Raw genomic sequence first — 19,978 nt, forward strand, 5'->3', positions numbered from 1 at the left:
ACCCCGTTGCTACAATCCGGCATGAACGAAAACTCCCAATCGCCGCAAGCCGGCGCCCCCGCCGCGGATTTCTCCGCCCTGCCCCTGTCGCCGGCCATGCTGGCCACGCTCGCCCAGCTCGGCTATGACGAGATGACGCCGATCCAGGCCGCCAGCCTGCCGTTGACGCTCGCCGGACACGACCTGATCGCCCAGGCTAAGACCGGCAGCGGCAAGACCGCCGCGTTTGCGCTGGCCCTGCTCCACCGGCTGGACACGCGCCGCTTCGACGTGCAGGCCATGGTGCTGTGCCCGACGCGCGAACTGGCCGACCAGGTCACGCAGGAAATCCGCCGCCTGGCGCGCGCCGAAGAGAACATCAAGGTGCTGACGCTGTGCGGCGGCTCGCCGATGCGTCCGCAGGTCGACAGTCTGGTCCATGGCGCGCATGTCGTGGTGGGCACGCCGGGCCGCATCCTCGACCATATCGACCGCGGCAGCCTGGAGCTGTCGGCGATCAACACGCTGGTGCTCGACGAAGCGGACCGCATGCTCGACATGGGCTTCTTCGACGATATCGCTTACGTCGCCAGCCGCTGTCCGAGCGAGCGCCAGACCCTGCTGTTCTCGGCCACGTATCCGCCCGGCATCGACAAGCTGACCCAGAAGTTCCTGCGCAAGCCGCGGGAGGTCAAGCTGGCCGAGCGGCACGACAACACCAGCATCCGCCAGTATTTCTATGAGGTCGAGGAAGGCGAGCGGCTGAACGCCGTGGGCCGCCTGCTCGACCATTTCCGTCCGGCCAGCACGCTGGCGTTCTGCAATACCAAGGCGCGCTGCCGTGATCTGGTGGACCTGCTGCGCGCGCAGGGCTTCCAGGCGCTGGCCTTGCACGGCGACCTGGAGCAGCGCGACCGCGACCAGGTGCTGGTGCAGTTCGCCAATGGCAGCTGCTCGGTGCTGGTGGCCACCGACGTGGCCGCGCGCGGGCTCGATATCGCGCAACTGGGCGCAGTGATCAACGTGGAAGTCACGCCGGACCCCGAAATCCATATCCACCGCGTCGGCCGCACTGGCCGAGCCGGTGAAGAGGGCTGGGCCTTCAGCCTGGTCAGCATGGACGAGATGGGGCGCGTAGGCAACCTGGAGCAGCACCACGGCGGCGAGTTCGAATGGCATCCGCTGGCCGAACTGCAGCCGGCCAGCAACGAACGGCTGCTGCCCTCCATGGTGACCCTGCAAATGCTGGGCGGCCGCAAGGAAAAGATCCGTCCGGGCGATATCCTGGGCGCGCTGACGGGCGAGGCCGGCTTCACCAAGGAACAGATCGGCAAGATCAACGTGATGGAGATGTCGACCTACATCGCGGTGGATCGCGCCATCGGCAAGGAAGCCGTGCGCCGGCTCAATGCCGGGAAGGTCAAAGGCAAGAAAGTGAAGGTGAGGATGCTCACGGAGTGAGTTTTCCACAGGCCACCGCATAGTGTCGCTCAGATCTGACTTCATGAAGATTCGTGTAAGTCACCCTGTTAGGGCGCACTATCCTTTGCTAATCTGGATGGACATGGCATTTGTGCTGCCAGCGCATGATCGACAGAAGAGGAGTGGGTGATGAAAACCGCACGCCAGGTCGTAGAGTCCAAGCCGACCCAAGCCATCTTCAGCATTCCGCCCACGGCGACGGTGTACGCCGCGCTGCAGTTGATGGCGGAGAAAGGCATCGGCGCCGTGCTGGTGATGGAGCACGGCAAGATCGTGGGGATCCTGAGCGAGCGCGACTATGCGCGCAAGGTGATCCTGATGCAGCGTTCGTCACGCGATACGCTGGTGCGCGACATCATGACGTCGTCGGTCATCTACGTGAGTGGCGACCAGAGCACCGACGAATGCATGGCGCTGATGACCAAGCACCGCATGCGCCACTTGCCGGTGATGAATGGCGAAGATTTGCTCGGCATGCTGTCGATCGGTGACCTGGTGAAGGACATCATTTCCGAGCAGCAATTCATCATCGAGCAGCTCGAGCACTATATCCACGGCGGCAGCCGCTAGCTGCCGGACGAACCCAGGGCGGTGCGCTCCGCGCGCACCGTTGCCTTTGCCTCTCCATCGGCGTTTCGGCCTCGTTGTTGCACGGGCGCCGCACGCCATAGGCGAGTCGGCATATAATTATGCGTTTGCTGAATTCGTGAATCCGGCCATCCGCCGCGGTATCTGAACGCCGCGCGCCTGGACTTCCGGCCGGAGCCAGTCCCCCTGCTTTGTTGACCGCCTGCGGCCATCTCGCCGCGCGCTGCCGTTGTCCGCCCATGTCATCGCTTACCCCGGCCAGTCAGGCCAACGCTTCCATTCCCCTTGCCCCGGCCGTTGACCACCACGCCATCATGCGCGTTATCGGCGGCATCGTGCTGTGCATCCTGCTGGCGGCGCTGGACCAGACCGTCGTCATCCCGGCTGTGCCGGCGATCGCCAATGACCTGAACGGCTTCGGCCACCTGTCGTGGATCGTGACGGCGTACCTGATCACCTCGACGGTCGCCACGCCGCTGTACGGCAAGCTGTCCGACAGCTTCGGGCGGCGCCGGCTGCTGATGGTGGCGATCACGCTGTTTATCCTGGCCTCGGTTGCCTGCGCGATGGCGCAATCGCTGGGACAGCTGATCCTGTTCCGCGCGCTGCAGGGGATCGGCGGCGGCGGGCTGATGTCGCTCGCGCAGGCTTCCATTGCCGATGTGGTGGCACCGCGCCAGCGCGGGCGCTACCAGGGCTATCTGGCGACGGTGTGGGCGGTGGCGTCCGTCGCGGGGCCGCTGGTGGGCGGATGGGTCTCTGACCACCTGTCGTGGCGCTGGCTGTTCTGGATCAACCTGCCGCTGGGCGGGCTGGCGATGGTGATGTGCTACCGCGGCCTGGCCATGCTGCCGGTGCGCGGCGGCCGTGCGCGCGTTGACTGGCTGGGCGCGCTGCTGCTGGCCGTGGCCATCGTCGCGTTCCTGCTGGCGATGAGCTGGGGCGGCGACGTGTTCGATTGGCTGTCGCCGCAAGTCGGCCTGCTGGCCTTGCTGACCGTCGGCGCCGTGGCCGCGCTGGCCTGGCAGGAGCGCCGCGCCGCCGACCCGATGCTGCCGCCGCGGCTCTTCGCCAACCGCGCCTATGTGATGGGCGTGGCCGCTTCGGCGCTGGCCGCGCTGAATATCTTCCTGTGCATCTTCGCCCTGCCCCTGCATTTCCAGCTGGTGCGCGGCGCCGATGCGTCGATGTCGGGTTTGCTGGTGGTGCCGTTCCTGCTGTCGACCGTGGCGGGCAACTTTATCGTGGCGTGGCTGGCGCCGCGCGTGGGCCGCATGCGCGGCATCCTGACGGGTGGCTTCGTGGCGGGCATGCTGGGCTTGGCGGTGCTGGCGCTGTCCACATCCGCCGTGCCGCTGGCGGTGGTGCTGCTGGCGATGGCCGTGGGCGGCGTTGGGCTCGGCATGGTCATGGTTGGTACGCTGATGAGCGTGCAGAACGTGCTGGAGCGCCGCGACACCGGCGCCGGCACGGGCGCCCTGCTGGTGCTGCGCTCGCTCGGCAGCGCGCTGGGCGGCGCTTTGGCCGGCACGCTGCTGACGCTGGAGTTCCGCCACGCCACGGCCGCCGCCGGGGTGACGCAGGCGCTGGACCTGGGTGCGCTGCGGCACGGCAGCGAAGCCTTCGCGCAGCTCTCGCCGATGGTGCGCCAGGTGCTTGCCGCGGGCGTCGAATCGGGTTTCCAGCTGATCTTCGCGGTGGGCGCCGTGGCGGCGCTGCTGGCGCTGGGCATCGTGCGCTGCATGCCGGACCTGGAGCTGCGCGGCAGCGTCACCGAACACGCCGCCACGCTGGCCATGGACTGAGCCGTTGCCGGCGGCAAGGCGGCCAACGGCGTAAACTATGGCGTACCCGATACAGCGAGACGCCCCCGCAAATAGAGACAGGAGACATCTCATGAACCGCCGTCAAACCGCCCTCGCCGCTGCATTCCTGCGCCCTTCCGCACTGGCTGCGGCCCTGGCGCTTGCCGTCGCCAGTGCCGTGCTCCTGCCGCAACCGGCGCGCGCTGCGGACAAGCCGGCCGCCCTCCCGGCCGCCGCGCCGGCCGGCAACTGCCCGGCCTCGCTCAATTTCCAGTTCCCGCGCCTGCAGGACGACGCGCCGCAAAACCTCTGCCAGTACGCCGGCAAGGTGGTGCTGGTGGTCAACACCGCGAGCTATTGCGGCTTCACGCCGCAGTACGAAGGGCTTGAAGCGCTCTACTCCAAGTATCGCGACCGCGGGCTGGTGGTGCTGGGGTTCCCGTCCAATGACTTCTCGCAGGAGCCGGGGTCGTCCAAGGAGATCGCGGACTTTTGCTACAACACCTACGGCGTCAAGTTCCCGATGCTCGGCAAATCGCACGTTCGCGGCGGCGATGTTAATCCGATGTACGCGATGCTGGCGAAGGAAACCGGTACGGCGCCGAAATGGAATTTTTATAAGTATTTGATTGATCGGAATGGGAGGGTGGTGGGGAGTTACGGGAGTAAGACCTCGCCGGATGATAAGCAGTTTGTGGCGGCAATTGAGAGGTTGCTGGAGGGGGCTCGGTGAGATGGGGGGGGCGTGCTTGGCATGCGCTGCTGTTTCGCCGGCGTAGCCGGCGAGTCACTTTTTGTCCGAGCGACAAAAAGTAACCAAAAAACGCGTTTACTTGCCCTAACGGGCGAATATTGATCGTAGCGTGCTGAGGGTGTTGTACGGGTATGAACTTCAGAGCGTGCCTGGCTGCCTGCCGCATGGTGCGCGTCCGCATGCAGGCTTTCAAGCCGTGATTGAACCAGCCCCGAACCTGTCCGTGGCCCCTGCTTCCGCCGTCATCGCATCATCGCCTTCGGCTGCTACGCGTCTCACTAGTCGGTTAGTCAGGGCATCAGCGGCGCTGGCGACGGTGCTTCCGTTACCCTCTTTTCTGGTTTTTACTGAGCCGCGCAGCAGCCGTAGGCGATGATGCGATATCGCGCCCACTGGCGGGCCACGGACAGGTTCAGGGCTGGTTCAATCATTGTGGGAGAGCCTACATACGGTTGCGCTCCATGCGGCAGGCAGCGGGGCAGACTCTGAAGCGAGTACCCGTACGAAATTCGTCGCACGCTACGATCAATATTCGCCCGTTAGGGCAAGCGACGCGTTTTTTGGTTACTTTTTGTCGCTCGGACAAAAAGTGACTCGCAGGCTACGCCTGCGAAACAGCCGCGCCTGCCAAGCACGACAGTCATTCCCCACCGCCCCCGCCGGCCGCGCCAGCAAAACAGCGACGCCTGACAATCGCATCAATCGCGTATCAGCCCTTCCAAACGCATTGCCTCCCGCACGGCGGGCCGCGCGGCCACACGCGAAAGAAATTGCTGCAGCGATGGGTACGCCGTCAGCGGCATCATCAGCATGCGTGCCCACCCCAGGATCGTGAAGCAGTAGGCATCGGCCACGGTAAAAGTGCTGCCGGTCAGGTAATCGCTGGATTGCAGGTGGCGATCGAGTTCGGCGAAGCGCAACTGCAGCTTGGCCTTGCACAGCTGCGCGGTGCTGTCGGCCGTTTCCTTATGCCACAGCCAAGGGCTGAACACCTTGTGCAATTCCGTGGAGACCAGCGTGAGCCAGCTAATGGCTTCCAGCCGTTCTCGCGTGCCGGCGGCCGGTAGCAGCTTGCTTTCGGGCACCAGATCGGCGACGTACTGCAGCAGGGCGGCCACTTCACTGTGGCGCGAGCCATCGTCGAGCTGCAGTAAGGGCACGTAGCCGCGCGGATGGATCGCGTAGAAATCGTCGCTGCCGTTCTCGGCTTCCACCAGCTTGTGGTGGACCAGGTCGACCCTGGCGAGCGTGACGGGCAGGCCCGCTTCACGCAAGGCGATGTGGACCGCCATCGAGCAGGCGCCGGGGGAATAGTAGAGCTTCATCAGGGTGTCCTATGTCGCGTTGGCCGGCCACTGCGTGATGCAGTGGCCGTGCAGCAGTCTAGGACGCGCCCCGATGGCACGCAATGCGCAATAGCCTGCGATCAGGCCAGCATTTGCGCGAGCGCTGCCGGCAGGCCGGCATTAGGCTTGCGCGGCGGACGCGCGAAACTGCCTTCGCGCGTGGTGCCGGCCTGCAGCGCGACCAGCGATTCGCAATGCCGCACGGCGCTGCTGACACCATCGACAACCGGCACCGGAATGCGGCCCTTGAGCGAACGCGCCAGGCCCGCGAGCGGCGCGCCGGCGACGATGATCACGTCAGCGCCATCTTCGCGCACGGCCTGCAGGCTAAGTTCTTCCAGCCGCGCGGCATGGTCTTCCTGCACGCTGCCGATATCGCGCAGCGGCTCCTGCAGCGAACGGATGCTTGCCAGACGCGACGAAAGCCCGTTGCTGGCCACGCATTCGCGATACCACGCCTCGATGCGATGCGAAATCGCAATGATCGAGAAGCGCTGGCCGAGCAGGCAGGCGCTGGCCAGTGCGGCCTCGGTCATGCCGACCACGGGCACATCGAACAGCTCCTTGAGCCCGGCCAGGCCCGGGTCGCCGAAGGCGGCGACCACCAGGCCGTCGAACTTGCCGGCATGCTCGGCGGCAGCGCAAGCGGTCGCGTAGCCGCCGACCAGCGCTTCAAAGCGCGTTTCGATATAGGCCACGCCGAACTGCGCAGTGGCCATGGTGATGTTCGTCTCGGGCGCGGCGGTGCGCAGCGCTTCCGCGTGGATCAGGTCGGTGACCGACTCGCTGATGTTGGGGTTGACGATCAGGAGATTCATGGTGGGTTTCGATGGATTCTGGTTCAGACCTCGGGCTGCCCGGCTTCCAGGAACCTGCCGCGTCCGGCTGCGGGCTCCAGGTATTCGCCGTTGCTCACCAGCATGTCGCCGCGCGAGAAAGCGGTCACGGGCCAGCCCGTCACTTCGATGCCTTCATAAGGCGTGTAGTCGACCGCGTGATGCAGCGCGTCGTTGGTGATGCGCACCTTGCGCACGGGATCCCAAAGCACGATGTCCGCATCGGCGCCGACCGCGATGGTGCCCTTGCGCGGATACAGGCCATAGATCTTGGCCGGACGGTACGAGGTCAGCTCGACAAACTGGTGCAGCGACAGCTTGCCGCGCGCCACGCCGTCGAACAGGAGCGGCAGGCGCGTTTCGATGCCCGGCACGCCATTGGGAATGTGGTCGAACGCATGCTCTGTGCTGCCGCCCAGCTTCTTGCCTTCCGGATCGTCGTAGTTGAACGGCGCATGGTCCGACGAGAACACGCTGAACACGCCGTTGACCAGCGCGCGCCACACGGCAGCCTGGTTCTCGGGGTCGCGCGGCGGCGGGCTGCAGACGCACTTGGCGCCTTCGTAGCCGTCATCGCCGGGCAGGCCCATGTCGTCGGCGGTGAGGTACAGGTACTGCGGGCAGGTCTCGGCCAGGATCTTCAGCCCGCGGCCCTGCGCCCAGCGGATCTGCTCGATCGCTTCCTTGCCCGACACATGCACGATCAGGATCGGCACATCGACCAGCTCAGCGAACGTGATGGCGCGATGCGTGGCCTCGCGCTCGACCGGCGCCGGACGTGCCAGGCCATGGAAGCGCGGGGCGATGCGGCCTTCGCCGGTGAGCTTGTCGGTCAGCCAAGAGATGCAGTCCGAGTTCTCGGCATGGACCATCACCAGCGCCTTGTGTTCGCGCGCGACGTCGAGCACCTCCAGCATTTCGCGGTCCGACAGCTTCAGGTCGTCATAGGTCATGTAGACCTTGAACGAGGTGTAGCCCTGTTGGATCAGCGCGGGCAGTTCGTCCTGCAGCACCGCTGGCGTCGGGTCGGCCACGATCAGGTGGAACGCGTAGTCGATCACGGCGCGGCCTTCGGCGCGGCTGTGGTAATCGGCGACGGCGGCCTTGAGCGAATGGCCCTTTTCCTGCGCGGCGAACGGGATCACCGTGGTGGTGCCGCCGCACACGGCCGCGCGCGTGCCGGTGAAGAAATCGTCGGCCATGCGCATGCCGTCGGGCATGGGCTGGTCCAGGTGGCAGTGGCCATCGACGCCGCCGGGCAGCGCGAGCAAGCCGGTGGCGTCGATCTCGCGGTTGCCTTGCGGCAGGCCCTGGCCGAGCGCGACGATGCGGCCGTCGCGCACGCCGATATCGCACTGGAAGCGGTCGGAAGCGGTGACCACGTCGGCATTGCGGATCACCAGGTCGAGGTTATTGTTTGCGGGCATGGTCATCACTCCGGTTCGGTTGGTGGACGCGCTGCCTTATTCGACTTCGCGGAACAGCCGGCCCCAGCCGGTCAGCGCGCGCGTATCCACGCCGGCCAGGCGCAGCGACTTCCACACCACGGTGGAGATGGTGTCGTACACCGGAATGCCGGTCTCGGCTTCCAGCGCTTCCACCAGGTGCGCTGCGCGCAGGTTGGTGCAGAACGTGGTGATGGCCTGCGGCTTGTCCTCGGCAAGCGCGCGCACCATGGTGCGGATGGTGTCTTCCTCGACCTCGGCGAAGCTGTAGTTCACGTGCAGGTCCAGATGGCGCTCGGCCGAGCAGTCAAAACCGCTGCGCTGGTAGTTCGCGATGATGCGCTGCTGCACGTCTTCGAGATACGGCGTGGCCAGGCCGAAGCGGCGCGCGCCGGTCTTCTCCAGGATCTCGTTGAGCGCCAGCACCGACGTGGTGGCGGGAATGCCGGTGGCTTCGGTGATCTGCTTGCACAGCGCCTCGTCCTTGTCGAAGCCGAGCCAGCCCGACGACGTGCCGTTCCACGCGATCACGTCGACGCGTGCGTCGGCCAGCAGGCGTGCGGCGCCCAGGATCTTCTCGAGGTCAAACTGGCCCAGGGCCTGGTCGCGCAGCGAGATCTCGGTCACGGTGAAGCGCGAGAAATGCGCGCTCACGTTCGGCAGGCCGCTGACCATCGCGCTGGTGATCGGTTCGAGGGCGGTGTTGGACGACGGCGTCAGCATGCCGAGACGGATTTGCTTGGTCATTGCAATGGTTCTCTGGAGTGGGCGGGCGCCGTCATGCGCGGCGCTCCGCAGTTTGTTTCGCGGGCTTACTGTTCGGGCTTGTCGTTGAAGGCGAGGGCGGTGCCGGGCACGCGCTGGCTGCTACGTGCCAGTTCGAGCTCCTTCTTCAGCGCGGCTTGTCGCGCGGCGTCGGGGTGCACGGCGTTGCCGGCCTGCAGCGCGGGCAGAACGTAGTCGTTCACCATGCGCCGGTACAGGTCGAGGTATGCCGCATCGCGCAGGCCGCCTTGCGTGGACATGATGCTGTTCATCACGATGACTGCGTTCTGCTTCGGCAGCACGGTGATGAACTGGCCCTTGTAGCCCATGGCGCTGAACTCGCGCTCGCTCTTCACGATGTTGTTGATCCAGCAGTAGAAGCCGTAGTCCTGTGCCGGTCCGGACGGCGCGGTCATGCGCGCGACCCATGACGCGGGCACGACCTGCTGGCCGTTCCAGCGGCCCTGGTTCAGCATCAGCATGCCAAGCCGCGCCATGTCGATCGAGCGCAGGCGCAGGCCCCAGCCGCCGGACACCGCGCCCTTGCCGTCGGCGCCGTCCCAGCGGTAGTGCTGCATGCCGAGCGGCTTGAAGAGGCGCTGTTCGGCGTACTGCTGTTCGGGCAGGCCGGTGACCTGGCTGATGGTGGCGCCGACTAGTACGGGATTGACGTCGATGTAGTCGAACTCGGTGCCGGGTGCGACGCGCACGCTGGCGGAAGCTGCAACCTTGAGCCGGTCGGGCACTCCGTAGTACAGCGTGTCAGTGCCTTCCACGAGCTTGTACGACAGCCCGCTCGACATCGACATCAGGTGACGCAACTGGATGGTCTGCTTGTCGGCCAGTGCGGGGGCGAGGTCTGGGCGCGCGGCGGCAAGGCGCTGCGCCGGCGCATCTTCGGCCTTGAGCTTGCCGTCGCCGACCAGCGTGCCCACCAGCAGGGCGCTGATGAACTTGGTGACGGAGTAGAGCTCATGGTTGTAGTCGCGCGAAAGGCCGTCACCATAGCGCTCGAACACGAGCTTGCCGTCCTTGATGACGAGCAGGCTGCGCACGTCGAGCTTGTCGCGGCGAATCCATTCGGACAGGGCCACGAGCTTCGTCGAGTCGACGCCGACTGCCTCGGGCTGCGCGGCAGGGATGCCGTCGGCGCCTGCTCGGGCGGGCGCCGGCGCGGCGGCATGGACCTGCAGGGCGCCTACGGCCAGCACGGCGGCGGCCAGCATGCGTGGGATGCGAGTCATGAAATGTCTCCTCCGCCGCCGCGCCCGCCGTTGCACGGGCGGTGGCGCGACGGGCGCGGCTATGTTTTGTTGGGGAGGTCGGTCAGACCGGGATCTTCGTTTCGTAGTCGATCGACGTCGACGCCAGCAGCAGGCCCACGCCGGCGGCCGCGAAGAACATCAGCGCCAGGAAGTACGAGCCCGTGGCTTGTACGATCAGGCCGACGATGATCGGCACGCTGATGCCGGCGATATTGCCGCCCAGGTTCATCAGGCCGCCCAGGAAGCCGATCTTGTTGCGCGTGCCGAGCATCGACGGCACGGACCAGAACAGGCCGCACCAGCGCAGGAAGAACATGGTGGAGGACAGCAGGGCGACCACGGCCACTGCGTTGGCGACATAGGCGACCGAGAAGATCGACACGGTGGCGACCACGGCGGCAATGCCGAACAGCGTGCGCATCACCACGTTGGGGCGGCCGCCGGCTTCCTTCCACTTGTCGGCGATCCAGCCGCCGACGAGTTCGCCGACAAAGCCGCTCATGAAGATCAGGAAGCTCGCGCCGCCCATGGTCTTCAGGTCAAAGCCGCGGGCCTTGCTCAGGTAGGTCGGCATCCAGGTCAGCAGGCCGTAGAACACGGCGTTGAAGCACATCCAGCTGATTGCCATGCACCACACCGAGCGGTACTTGAAGAAGTCCAACGAACGGCCGGAGAGGTTGGTCGGCTCGGCGCTGTGCTCGCGAGCGTGTGCCTCTTCGATGTGACGCGCTTCCAGTTCATTGACGCCGCTGTGTTCGCGCGGCGAATTGCGGATGTACCACCAGGCCACGAAGCCGGCGAGCACGGTGCCGACGCCGGCGACCACGAACGACATGCGCCACGAGCCGAGTTCGCTGATCAGACCGGCGATGATGAGCGAGCCGAGCGCCGCGCCCAGCGGCGCGCCGCCGTCCAGCAGCGTGGCCCCGCGGCCGCGTTCGTTCTGCGTCATCCAGATGGCATTGAGCTTGCCGCCGGCCGGATAGATCGGCGCTTCGGAGGCGCCCAGCCCGAGTCGGGTCAGCAGCAGCGCGGTGGCGTTGGTGCAGACCGCAGCGATGGCCTGGAAGAAACCCCAGAACACGGTGGCGCAGGCGATCACGATGCGCGGCTTGTACTTGTCGGCCAGCATCCCGCCCGGGATTTGCATGAATGCATAGGTCCAGAAGAAAGAACTGAGGATCAGCCCCTGCATGGCGGGGCTGAGGTCGAACTCCTTGGCGATCAGCGGCATGGCGACCGACAGCGACGCGCGGTCGATGTAATTGATCGCCACGAGCATCAGCATCATCAGGAAGATTTTCCAGCGCACGCTGCTGCGCGTGGCCGTGAGGGTGCCGGCTTGGCTTGTCGTTTGCATGACGGGGTGTCTCCTTACTCCAGGTCCTTCGATTGAGGCGTTTGTCGTCTGTGTCGCGCAACTGGATCGGAGTATAGGATACGTAATCTGTAATTACAACTCACGTAAGTCATTGATTTTGTGTAGATGCAATTGCACAATTGTGGGTGTGATAGCCTTCGGTTGGTGCAAATTTCCCCATGCTGGTGACGTCCGTGACACAAACGCTTCCGAAAACCGCCCGACTGCGCACTTTGGGCATGTCCGCAGAAATCGCATCGCGCCTGCGCACGATGATCGAAGAGGGCGAACTGCCGCCCGGCGAGCGCATCGACGAGCGGGCCTTCTGCGAGGCGTTCGATGTCTCGAAGACGCCGCTGCGGGAGGCGCTCAAGGTGCTGGTGGCCGAAGGTCTGGTGCTGCACCGGCAATACATTGGCTACCGCGTCGCGCCGCTGGATCTCGACGAACTGCGTTCGACCTTCGAAACGCTGCACGGCCTGGAAGCGACCGCCGGCGAACTGGCCGCGCAGCGCCTGGACGATGCCGCGCAGGCCAGGCTGGAGCGCCGCCACCAGGCCATGATCGACGCGCACGCGGCGGGGCGGCGCACCGACTATTTCCGCATCAACCAGGAAATCCACCAGCTCATCATCGACGGTGCCGCCAACCCGGTGCTGGCGGCGGTCTATGCCTCGCTGATGAGCAAGGTGCACCGCGCACGCGGCGCCGCCAACGCCGATATGCTGCGCTGGCAGGAGTCGCATGAGGAACATGAGGAAATCATGGCGGCGCTGCGCGAGCCGGGCCGCCCGCGCCTGGCTCAAGTGCTGCGCCGGCATTCCGAGAACACCGCCAACGAAGTGATGACGGTCGTCGCGCGCTCGCTCGCGGGGGCGGCCGACCGTCAGAACCATCCATCCAAGGGGAGAAAATGAAACTGGTGAGAACTGGCCAGCCCGGCGCCGAGCGCCCGGGGCTGATCGATGCGCAGGGCAAGGTGCGCGATTTGTCCGGCGTGGTGGGGGACATCACCGCATCGCAGCTGTCGCCGGATGCGCTCGCGCGCCTGGCGCAGGTCGATGCGGCCACGCTGCCGGTCGTTGAGGGCGCGCGCTTTGGCGTGCCCTGGACCGGCATCGGCAAGATCATCGCGATCGGCCTGAACTATGCGGACCATGCGGCCGAAGCCGGCATGCCGATCCCCGCCGAGCCGATCGTCTTCCTCAAGGCCAACAGCTCGCTCAACGGCCCCGACGACGACGTGATGCTGCCCTATGGGTCGGTGAAGTCCGACTGGGAGGTGGAGCTGGGCGTGGTGATCGGCAGCACCGCACGCAATGTCTCGCGCGAAGACGCGCTGAGCCATGTGGCCGGTTACTGCGTGGTGAACGACGTCTCGGAACGCGAATTCCAGATCGAGCGCGGCGGCACCTGGGACAAGGGCAAGGGCTGCGACACGTTCTGCCCGGTCGGCCCGTGGCTGGTCACGCGCGACGAAGTGCCAGATCCGCAGGCGCTGGGCCTGTGGCTGGAGGTCAACGGCGAACGTGTGCAGAAAGGCAGCACGGCCACCATGGTCTTTGACGTGGCTACGGTGGTCAGCTACGTCAGCCGCTTCATGACGCTGCAGCCCGGCGACCTGATCGCGACGGGCACGCCGCCGGGCGTCGGCATGGGCTTCAAGCCGCCGCGTTTCCTGAAGGCGGGCGACACGATGCGGCTGGGCGTCGAAGGGCTGGGCGTGCAGAAGCAGAGGGTGGTGGCGTACGAGTGATGTGCGCGTAAGCGATTGTTTGCTCCACTCTCCCACGAGCGGGAGAGGGAGCGACACAAGAGGCGTGGGCGTAGACCTCCTGAAGGTTCCCCGCCGAAACCCTTTCATACAAACCGTTCGGTTTCCACACAAAGCGTGCCGCGCGAGCAACAGTCCCGGTGTCGAAAAGGGCCCGATTACAGGGATTTACATGAAATCCCCCGCATGACGGTTGCGTTGCGATTTCTGCGTGAAATACTGGTTATAAGGACGGCGCTTCTGACCGTCCACAGTCTTCGCCAGAAAATCAAGCCATGTCCGAGCACGCCCCCGAGATCGAGACTTACCTTGGTACCACTCTGAAGCGCCGCTTCTGCGCGCTGGCCGACACCCTGGACAGCCGCGCCGAACTCGAAGCCATCCGGCGCAACATCCACCAGAACCCTGAACTCGCTTTTGACGAAGTCCGCACCTCCGGGCTCGTCGCCAGTCTCCTGGAGAGCTGGGGCTATGCGGTGACGCGTGGTGTCGGCGGTACCGGCCTGGTCGGCACGCTGAAGTCGGGCACGGGGGGGCGCAGCATCGGCATCCGCGCGGACATGGACGCGCTGCCCATCCACGAGCGCACCGGCCTGCCGTATGCGAGTGCGAACGAAGGCCGCATGCACGCGTGCGGCCACGATGGCCACACGGCGATCCTGCTTGGCGCAGCCAAGCAACTGGCCCGCACACGCAGCTTCAACGGCACCGTGCACCTGATTTTCCAGCCCGCCGAGGAAATCGGCGCTGGCGGCGGGGCCGAGCGCATGCTGGCCGATGGCCTGTTCGAGCGCTTCCCGTGCGACGCAATCTTCGGCCTGCACAACCACCCCGGCGTGGAGCAGGGCCATTTCCTGTTCCGCTCGGGCCCGTTCATGGCGGCGTGCGATACGGTCACCATCACCATCCGCGGCAAGGGGGGCCACGCCGCGCGCCCGCATCAGTCAGTGGACCCGATCCTGGTGGCGGGCAGCCTGGTGATGGCGCTGCAGTCGGTGGTGTCGCGCTATGTCGATCCGAACGAAACCGCCGTGGTCACCATCGGCACGCTGCACGCGGGCCACGCGCCGAATGTGATCCCGGACAGCGCGCGCATGGAAATCAGCGTGCGTTCGTTCAGCCCGGAAGTACGGGCCTCGCTGGAAGCTCGCATCCGCCAGCTTGCGATCGCGCAGGCCGAGGGCTACGGCGCCGTGGCGGAGGTGAACTATGTACATGGCTACCCGGTGCTGATCAACAGCGATCGGGAAACCGAATTCGCGCGGCAGATCGCCGAGGAACTGGTCGGCGCCGACAAGGTGGTCACGCAGGCCGCGCGCATTACCGGCAGCGAGGACTTCGCCTACTACCTGCAGCAGCGGCCCGGATGCTTCGTGCGGCTGGGCAATGGCGCCAACCAGCCCTTGCTGCACAACCCGGGTTACGACTTCAACGACGAAAACCTGACGGTCGGCGCGGCGTACTGGACAAGGCTCGTGGAGCGTTACCTGTCCCGGTAATCGGGTTCATCGAAAAAACGCGCTCGGCGGTACCCCGAACTGCCGCTTGAACATCGTCGCAAACGCGCTCGGACTTTCGTAGCCGAGATCAAGCGCCACATCCACCACCTTGCTGCCCGCGGCCAGCCGCTCCAGCGCCGCCAGCAACCGCGCCTGCTGCCGCCACTGCCCGAACGTCATCCCGGTTTCCCGCGCGAAGCGGCGCTGGATGGTCTTGGGATCGACCCCGAGCCGTTCGCCCCAATCGGCCAACGTCAATGAGGTATCGGGCGCGGCGATGATGGCATCGCAGATCTGGATCAGTCCGGCATCGGCCGGATGCGGCAGGTGCAGCGGCAGCGTCGGCACCAGCACCACCTCGTCGAGGAGCAGGCGCATCAGCCTTCCGTCGCGCGAATCGGCGGAGTAGGGCAGCGGCACGTCGATCGCAGCCAGGATCAACTCGCGCAGCAGCGGCGAGATGCCCAGCACGGTGCAGCGCCGCGGCAGGTCCGGCGCCGCGTCGGGACGGATGTAGGCGGTGCGCATCTGCACCTGCCCGACCATGCGGATCCAGTGCTGCGTGCCGCCGGGCATCCACATGCCGCGCGTGGGCGGCACGATCCACTGGCCCTCGTCGGTCGAGACGACCATCACGCCGTGGACCGCGTGGATCAGTTGCGCGTGCGGGTGCTGGTGCCGGGACGTGACGTCGCCGGGCTGGTAATCCGCCGCCATCGCCGTGACCGGCATGGGGCTGCGGTCAAAGTGCACGTAGCGCGGCGGGTTGGTGTACGTGTCTCCCAGGGTCTGGGTTGCCGCCGGTGCCGGCTTCCACACACGTGACGGTAGCATGTCCTTTTCTCCAAGGTTATGGACCCATTCTCGCAGGACAGGCGGTCGATGGCCAGATAGCATCGCGTTTCTTACTGTCCCGACGAGCGCCCCCAAACGGTTCGTCGCCCGTTTCTGTCGAGACCGCCAATGAGCACAACCATCGACTCCAAGGCCGCCGCTGCCGGCGTCCATCCCGAGCCATCTGCCGAACGCACGGGCTTCCGCGTCCTGTCCGCGATCAGCTTCGCCCACTTCCTCAACGACATGATCCAGTCGTTGATCCTGGCGATCTATCCGATGCTCAAGGGCGGCTTCAACCTGAGCTTCGTGCAGATCGGCCTGCTGACCATGACCTACCAGGTCACGGCATCGCTGCTGCAGCCGGTCGTGGGCCTGTACACCGACAAGCATCCCAAGCCGCACTCGCTGGCCATCGGCATGGGCTTTACGCTGGCCGGGCTGCTGTTGCTGTCTGTCGCGCCGACCTATGGCGTGCTGCTGGTAGCCGCGGCGCTGGTGGGCACCGGTTCGTCGATCTTCCACCCGGAGTCGTCGCGCGTGGCGCGCATGGCGTCGGGCGGCCAGCACGGGCTGGCGCAGTCAATCTTCCAGGTCGGCGGCAATGGCGGCAGCGCCATGGGGCCGCTGCTGGCGGCGGGCATTGTCCACAAGCAGGCCAGCGTGGCGTGGTTCTCGCTGGCGGCGCTGCTGGCCATCGCGGTGCTGTGGAAAATCGGCGGCTGGTATGCGCAGCAGCTCGCGCATCGCGCGCGCAAGGGCAAGGCGGCCGGTGCCACGGCCAGCCCGGTGCCGATGCGTGTGGTGGTACGGTCCATGGTCGTCCTGCTGGTGCTGGTGTTCTCCAAGTACTTCTACATGGCGAGCCTCACCACCTACTACACCTTCTACCTGATGGAGAAGTTCGGCCTGGCGCGCCAGACCGCGCAGGTCTACCTGTTTGTGTTCCTGTTCGCGGTAGCGGCGGGCACTATCCTGGGCGGCCCGATCGGCGACCGCATCGGCCGCAAGCGCGTGATCTGGGCTTCGATCCTTGGCGTGGCGCCGTTCACATTGGTGCTGCCGCACGTCGGCCTGTTCTGGACCGGCGTGCTGACCTTCATCATCGGCTTCATCCTGGCGTCGGCCTTCTCGGCGATCCTGGTGTTCGCGCAAGAGCTGATTCCCGGCAAGGTGGGCATGGTTTCGGGCCTGTTCTTCGGGCTGGCCTTCGGCATGGGCGGCATCGGCGCCGCGGTCCTGGGCGGGCTGGCCGACACGCACGGCATCCAGGCGGTCTACCGGCTGTGCGCGTACCTGCCGCTGCTGGGCCTGCTGGCGGTGTTCCTGCCAGACCTTGGCGGCCGGCGCAAGACTGCCTGACGCGCGCCAGCGCACACAGCGCCATTGCGCCCCGCCCTGGCGGGGCGTTTTCACTGGTACCGGCGTCTCCTACACTGGGGACTATGCCTGCTCGCCGGTCATCCCCGCCCACGCCCATGTCCGTCTCGCCACCGTCGGCGCTCGCCGCGTTGCGTGCGGACGGCCACGCGGCCGTGCTCGAACGCCGCGTATCAGTGATAGCCGCCACGCGCGACGCCGCACGGATGCCGCACCTGATGCGCGCGGTCGGCTATCGCATCGATGATGACGACGCCTGCGTGACCGTGTTCCTGTGCCGCCCGCAGTCGCTGCAGGTGTTGGCCGACATTGCCGCCAACCAGTCGATCGCCGTGGTCTTCAGCGAACCGACCACGCACCGCACGCTGCAACTCAAGGGTTTCGATGCACGCGAAACGCCGCTGCAGCCGGGCGATTGCGCGCGCGTGGCCGCCTACCGCCAGGCGCTTGGCGAGGAGATCAGCCTGATCGGCCACGAGGCCGCACTGGCCCATGCTTTCCTGGCGTGTCCGGACGGCGAACTCGTCGCCATCAGCTTTACCCCGACGCAGGCGTTCCAGCAGACGCCGGGCGCGCAGGCCGGCCAGGCACTCGGGGCGGCAACGACCTGAGATAGCAACGACGCGCGCCCCGATGAAGGCCCCGCTGACCGCCGCCGACATCCGCGATTGCCTGGAAGGCGTGATTCCCGCCGTGATGGCGACCTGCTCCGCGGACGGCACGCCCAATGTCGCGTATCTCTCGCACGTGCAGTACGTCGATCCGCAGCATGTCGCGCTGTCGTTCCAGTTCTTCAACAAGACGCGCGAGAACGTGCTGGCCAACCCTGTCGGCACGGTGCTGATGATCCATCCGGACACGGCGGCCATAATCCGCCTGACCGTGCATTACCTGCGCACCGAAACCGCGGGTCCGCTGTTCGAGCATATGAAGGCCCGGCTCGCCGGCATTGCCTCGCATTCGGGCATGGAGAACGTGTTCCGGCTGCAGGGCGCGGATGTGTACCGGGTTTCGTCAATCGAGGCCGTGCCGGGCGGCGGGCGCCTGAGCGAGCCTCCCGGCCAGGTTCGCTGGCAACGGCTCGGCGCACTGCGCTGCATGACCGAAAGGCTGGCATCCTGCACCGAGACCGGCCAGCTCTTTGACGTGGCGATGGCGGGGCTGGCGGCGGACTTCGGCATCGACCACGCCATGCTGCTGATGCACGATGCCAGCGCCGGACGGCTCTATACGGTCGCCAGCCACGGCTACGTGGCCTCCGGCGTGGGGTCCGAGATCGCGCTGGGTGAGGGCGTAATCGGCGTCGCCGCGCGCGAGCGCACGCCGATTCGCATCATCCACATGACTTCGGACCGCAGCTACAGCCGCGCCATGCGCGACAGCGTGATCGACACCGGCTTGTCGGCCCGGCTGGATACCGAGATTCCGCTGCCGGGCCTGACAGCGCCGGGCAGCCAGCTGGCGGTGCCGGTGTGCGCGGGCGCTGCGCTGCTTGGCGTGCTGTTCGTCGAAAGCGAGCGGGAACTGCGCTTCACCTATGAGGATGAGGACGCGCTGGTGGTGCTGGCCGGCCAGCTCGGGCAAGCCATGCGCGGGCTGCAGGCCAGCGCGGACGCCGCAGCCGATGAAGCCGCCGCGGCATCCGTCCCCGGCGATGCGCCGCCACGCGCGCCGCAACCCGTGCTGGTGCGCTACTTCGAGGCCGACAGCAGCGTCTTCCTCGACGACGACTACCTGATCAAGGGCGTGGCCGGCGCGATCTTCCGGCGCCTGGTCTGCGACTATCTGCACGCCGGTCGCGAGACCTTCACCAACCGCGAACTGCGGCTCGATCCCGCGCTGGGCCTGCCGGACATCAGCGACAACCTTGAAGCCCGGCTGGTGCTGCTGGCGCGCCGGCTGGTCGAGCGCGACGCCAGCGTGCGCATCGAGCGCACCGGCCGCGGCCGCTTCGCCTTGCGCGTGACGCGGCCGCTGCGGATCGAGCACGTGGAGCGAGGCGGCTGATCAGCCCGCGGCCCAGGCCGCCTGGGTGGGGCCAGCGGGCAGGCCGAGCGCGCGCGTCAGCTTCATCCAGTCCGGCATCGGCAGCAGCGTGCGGCAGACATCGAGCAGCCCGGTGAAGGCTTCCGCCGGCGCGTTGTCGCGGATGCCGGCCAGCATCAGCGCGCGTTCGGCCGGTGTGACGTTCGGCAGCATCCAGCGCGCGATCATGCCGACCGTCTCCTGCGGCAGCGACGCCACGATCCGGTTTTCCACGTCGAGCAGTTCGGCATCGGTATGGCTGGCCCACAGCACCGCGTTGTGCCGGGTTTCCTCGAAATGCATGTGTTCGTAATTTTCGGCAACGAACAGCGACAGCTGGCGGTACAGCTCGCGGACGGCGTCGGCGCGCGCCACCGGGACGGTGGCGGCGACCCGGTCGGTCAACGCGAGCAGCGCACGGATCTCGGCCATATGGGTGACGTGCTCGTGGGCGATGCGCGCCGTCGAGCCCGGCACGCGCGCTTCCATGGCGGCGTGCACATAGTCGTTTTCCTTGTGCAGGTGCTGTTCGCAGGCCGACAGCAGATCGCGTACCTGACTCAGCGTGCCGCGCAGCTCGGCCTCGTCGTCGGTGTCGGTGCGGCCGACGCGCAGCAGCGTGTCGGCCATGAAGGCGCGCAGCGCCTTGTGGATGCGCGCGTAGATATCGAAGCGCGGCGCTTGCTGCGCCTGTTGCGCCTGTTGATGGGATGGCGCGAAGCCGAGGGTATTGCCAGTGACTGCCATGATGAACCTGTCTCCTTCAGGGCACCTGCGGTGCCGGGCGGCCTGCGATTGGCAAGTCCGGCGCCAATGGCGATCCGGATCGCGGCGCCATCAG

The 19,978-nt window shown here is 66.4% G+C and carries 18 protein-coding genes; 10 read left to right on the forward strand and 8 right to left on the reverse strand.

Annotated features, from left to right (window positions below; all coding sequences use genetic code 11):
* Positions 1 to 21: 21 nt before the first annotated feature.
* The 4 genes from dbpA to ACIGJB_RS00350 all read left to right on the forward strand — a co-directional run bounded on the left by dbpA (position 22) and on the right by ACIGJB_RS00350 (position 4,587).
* A complete protein-coding gene (gene dbpA, locus ACIGJB_RS00335) occupies positions 22 to 1,440 on the forward strand; it encodes an ATP-dependent RNA helicase DbpA (RefSeq protein WP_483730876.1) in 1,419 nt (472 codons plus the stop codon).
* 150 nt (positions 1,441 to 1,590) lie between these two features.
* Entirely contained in the window at positions 1,591 to 2,031 is a 441-nt protein-coding gene (locus ACIGJB_RS00340; protein ID WP_483730877.1) for a CBS domain-containing protein, read from the forward strand.
* 332 nt (positions 2,032 to 2,363) lie between these two features.
* On the forward strand, positions 2,364 to 3,854 hold the full coding sequence (locus tag ACIGJB_RS00345) for an MDR family MFS transporter (protein WP_483732365.1): 1,491 nt from the start codon (positions 2,364 to 2,366) through the stop codon (positions 3,852 to 3,854).
* A 91-nt stretch (positions 3,855 to 3,945) separates the two neighbouring features.
* Positions 3,946 to 4,587 carry a glutathione peroxidase gene (locus ACIGJB_RS00350; protein WP_483730878.1) on the forward strand — a complete coding sequence of 214 codons (642 nt, stop codon included), beginning with the start codon at positions 3,946 to 3,948 and terminating at the stop codon, positions 4,585 to 4,587.
* Positions 4,588 to 5,306: 719 nt separating this feature from the next.
* On the opposite strand, the gene gstA is transcribed toward ACIGJB_RS00350, so the two are convergent.
* From gstA to ACIGJB_RS00380, 6 genes are all read right to left on the reverse strand, one after another.
* Complete coding sequence (gstA, locus tag ACIGJB_RS00355) at positions 5,307 to 5,933, reverse strand: glutathione transferase GstA (protein WP_483730879.1); 627 nt, start codon at positions 5,931 to 5,933, stop codon at positions 5,307 to 5,309.
* Between the two features lie 101 nt (positions 5,934 to 6,034).
* The gene (locus ACIGJB_RS00360) at positions 6,035 to 6,772 is read right to left on the reverse strand and encodes an aspartate/glutamate racemase family protein (RefSeq protein ID WP_483730880.1); all 738 of its coding nucleotides are present in this window, start codon (positions 6,770 to 6,772) and stop codon (positions 6,035 to 6,037) included.
* Between the two features lie 23 nt (positions 6,773 to 6,795).
* A complete protein-coding gene (gene hydA / locus ACIGJB_RS00365) occupies positions 6,796 to 8,217 on the reverse strand; it encodes a dihydropyrimidinase (RefSeq protein ID WP_483730881.1) in 1,422 nt (473 codons plus the stop codon).
* A gap of 36 nt (positions 8,218 to 8,253) precedes the next feature.
* Positions 8,254 to 8,982 carry a maleate cis-trans isomerase family protein gene (locus tag ACIGJB_RS00370; protein WP_483730882.1) on the reverse strand — a complete coding sequence of 243 codons (729 nt, stop codon included), beginning with the start codon at positions 8,980 to 8,982 and terminating at the stop codon, positions 8,254 to 8,256.
* A 65-nt stretch (positions 8,983 to 9,047) separates the two neighbouring features.
* Entirely contained in the window at positions 9,048 to 10,244 is a 1,197-nt protein-coding gene (locus tag ACIGJB_RS00375) for a serine hydrolase domain-containing protein (RefSeq protein WP_483730883.1), read from the reverse strand.
* Positions 10,245 to 10,326: 82 nt separating this feature from the next.
* Positions 10,327 to 11,625 carry an MFS transporter gene (locus ACIGJB_RS00380; RefSeq protein ID WP_483730884.1) on the reverse strand — a complete coding sequence of 433 codons (1,299 nt, stop codon included), beginning with the start codon at positions 11,623 to 11,625 and terminating at the stop codon, positions 10,327 to 10,329.
* 179 nt (positions 11,626 to 11,804) lie between these two features.
* Between ACIGJB_RS00380 and ACIGJB_RS00385 the strand changes: the two genes are divergently transcribed.
* From ACIGJB_RS00385 to ACIGJB_RS00395, 3 genes are all read left to right on the forward strand, one after another.
* On the forward strand, positions 11,805 to 12,542 hold the full coding sequence (locus ACIGJB_RS00385) for a GntR family transcriptional regulator (protein ID WP_483730885.1): 738 nt from the start codon (positions 11,805 to 11,807) through the stop codon (positions 12,540 to 12,542).
* Positions 12,539 to 13,381 (forward strand): fumarylacetoacetate hydrolase family protein, encoded by an 843-nt coding sequence (locus ACIGJB_RS00390; protein ID WP_483730886.1) that lies wholly within the window; start codon positions 12,539 to 12,541, stop codon positions 13,379 to 13,381. Before ACIGJB_RS00385 ends, ACIGJB_RS00390 begins: the two co-directional genes overlap by 4 nt.
* 293 nt (positions 13,382 to 13,674) lie before the next feature.
* Positions 13,675 to 14,898, forward strand: coding sequence for a M20 aminoacylase family protein (locus tag ACIGJB_RS00395; RefSeq protein ID WP_483730887.1), 1,224 nt, complete (start codon positions 13,675 to 13,677; stop codon positions 14,896 to 14,898).
* Between the two features lie 6 nt (positions 14,899 to 14,904).
* On the opposite strand, the gene ACIGJB_RS00400 is transcribed toward ACIGJB_RS00395, so the two are convergent.
* Positions 14,905 to 15,732, reverse strand: coding sequence for an AraC family transcriptional regulator (locus ACIGJB_RS00400; protein ID WP_483730888.1), 828 nt, complete (start codon positions 15,730 to 15,732; stop codon positions 14,905 to 14,907).
* A gap of 129 nt (positions 15,733 to 15,861) precedes the next feature.
* Here ACIGJB_RS00400 and ACIGJB_RS00405 point away from each other — a divergent pair, with 129 nt between their 5' ends.
* The 3 genes from ACIGJB_RS00405 (at position 15,862) to ACIGJB_RS00415 (ending at position 19,119) form a co-directional block, all read left to right on the forward strand.
* Positions 15,862 to 17,094, forward strand: a complete 1,233-nt coding sequence (locus ACIGJB_RS00405) for an MFS transporter (protein ID WP_483730889.1) — start codon at positions 15,862 to 15,864, stop codon at positions 17,092 to 17,094.
* A 116-nt stretch (positions 17,095 to 17,210) separates the two neighbouring features.
* Positions 17,211 to 17,723: a pyridoxamine 5'-phosphate oxidase family protein gene (locus ACIGJB_RS00410; RefSeq protein ID WP_483730890.1), complete on the forward strand. Its 513-nt coding sequence runs from the start codon at positions 17,211 to 17,213 to the stop codon at positions 17,721 to 17,723.
* A 22-nt stretch (positions 17,724 to 17,745) separates the two neighbouring features.
* Positions 17,746 to 19,119, forward strand: coding sequence for a GAF domain-containing protein (locus ACIGJB_RS00415; RefSeq protein WP_483730891.1), 1,374 nt, complete (start codon positions 17,746 to 17,748; stop codon positions 19,117 to 19,119).
* On the opposite strand, the gene ACIGJB_RS00420 is transcribed toward ACIGJB_RS00415, so the two are convergent.
* Complete coding sequence (locus ACIGJB_RS00420; RefSeq protein WP_483730892.1) at positions 19,120 to 19,884, reverse strand: hemerythrin domain-containing protein; 765 nt, start codon at positions 19,882 to 19,884, stop codon at positions 19,120 to 19,122.
* Positions 19,885 to 19,978 lie beyond the last annotated feature (94 nt).

Source organism: Cupriavidus sp. C2SS-8b, assembly GCF_057073745.1.

Coding starts and splice junctions, on each gene's coding strand:
- dbpA (WP_483730876.1), top strand. CDS start 22: ATGAACGAAAACTCCCAATCGCCGCAAGCCGGCGCCCCCGCCGCGGAT.
- gstA (WP_483730879.1), bottom strand. CDS start 5,933: ATGAAGCTCTACTATTCCCCCGGCGCCTGCTCGATGGCGGTCCACATC.
- ACIGJB_RS00380 (WP_483730884.1), bottom strand. CDS start 11,625: ATGCAAACGACAAGCCAAGCCGGCACCCTCACGGCCACGCGCAGCAGC.
- ACIGJB_RS00405 (WP_483730889.1), top strand. CDS start 15,862: ATGAGCACAACCATCGACTCCAAGGCCGCCGCTGCCGGCGTCCATCCC.
- ACIGJB_RS00375 (WP_483730883.1), bottom strand. CDS start 10,244: ATGACTCGCATCCCACGCATGCTGGCCGCCGCCGTGCTGGCCGTAGGC.
- ACIGJB_RS00350 (WP_483730878.1), top strand. CDS start 3,946: ATGAACCGCCGTCAAACCGCCCTCGCCGCTGCATTCCTGCGCCCTTCC.
- ACIGJB_RS00385 (WP_483730885.1), top strand. CDS start 11,805: ATGCTGGTGACGTCCGTGACACAAACGCTTCCGAAAACCGCCCGACTG.
- ACIGJB_RS00360 (WP_483730880.1), bottom strand. CDS start 6,772: ATGAATCTCCTGATCGTCAACCCCAACATCAGCGAGTCGGTCACCGAC.
- hydA (WP_483730881.1), bottom strand. CDS start 8,217: ATGCCCGCAAACAATAACCTCGACCTGGTGATCCGCAATGCCGACGTG.
- ACIGJB_RS00390 (WP_483730886.1), top strand. CDS start 12,539: ATGAAACTGGTGAGAACTGGCCAGCCCGGCGCCGAGCGCCCGGGGCTG.
- ACIGJB_RS00395 (WP_483730887.1), top strand. CDS start 13,675: ATGTCCGAGCACGCCCCCGAGATCGAGACTTACCTTGGTACCACTCTG.
- ACIGJB_RS00415 (WP_483730891.1), top strand. CDS start 17,746: ATGAAGGCCCCGCTGACCGCCGCCGACATCCGCGATTGCCTGGAAGGC.
- ACIGJB_RS00410 (WP_483730890.1), top strand. CDS start 17,211: ATGTCCGTCTCGCCACCGTCGGCGCTCGCCGCGTTGCGTGCGGACGGC.
- ACIGJB_RS00420 (WP_483730892.1), bottom strand. CDS start 19,884: ATGGCAGTCACTGGCAATACCCTCGGCTTCGCGCCATCCCATCAACAG.
- ACIGJB_RS00400 (WP_483730888.1), bottom strand. CDS start 15,732: ATGCTACCGTCACGTGTGTGGAAGCCGGCACCGGCGGCAACCCAGACC.
- ACIGJB_RS00370 (WP_483730882.1), bottom strand. CDS start 8,982: ATGACCAAGCAAATCCGTCTCGGCATGCTGACGCCGTCGTCCAACACC.
- ACIGJB_RS00340 (WP_483730877.1), top strand. CDS start 1,591: ATGAAAACCGCACGCCAGGTCGTAGAGTCCAAGCCGACCCAAGCCATC.
- ACIGJB_RS00345 (WP_483732365.1), top strand. CDS start 2,364: ATGCGCGTTATCGGCGGCATCGTGCTGTGCATCCTGCTGGCGGCGCTG.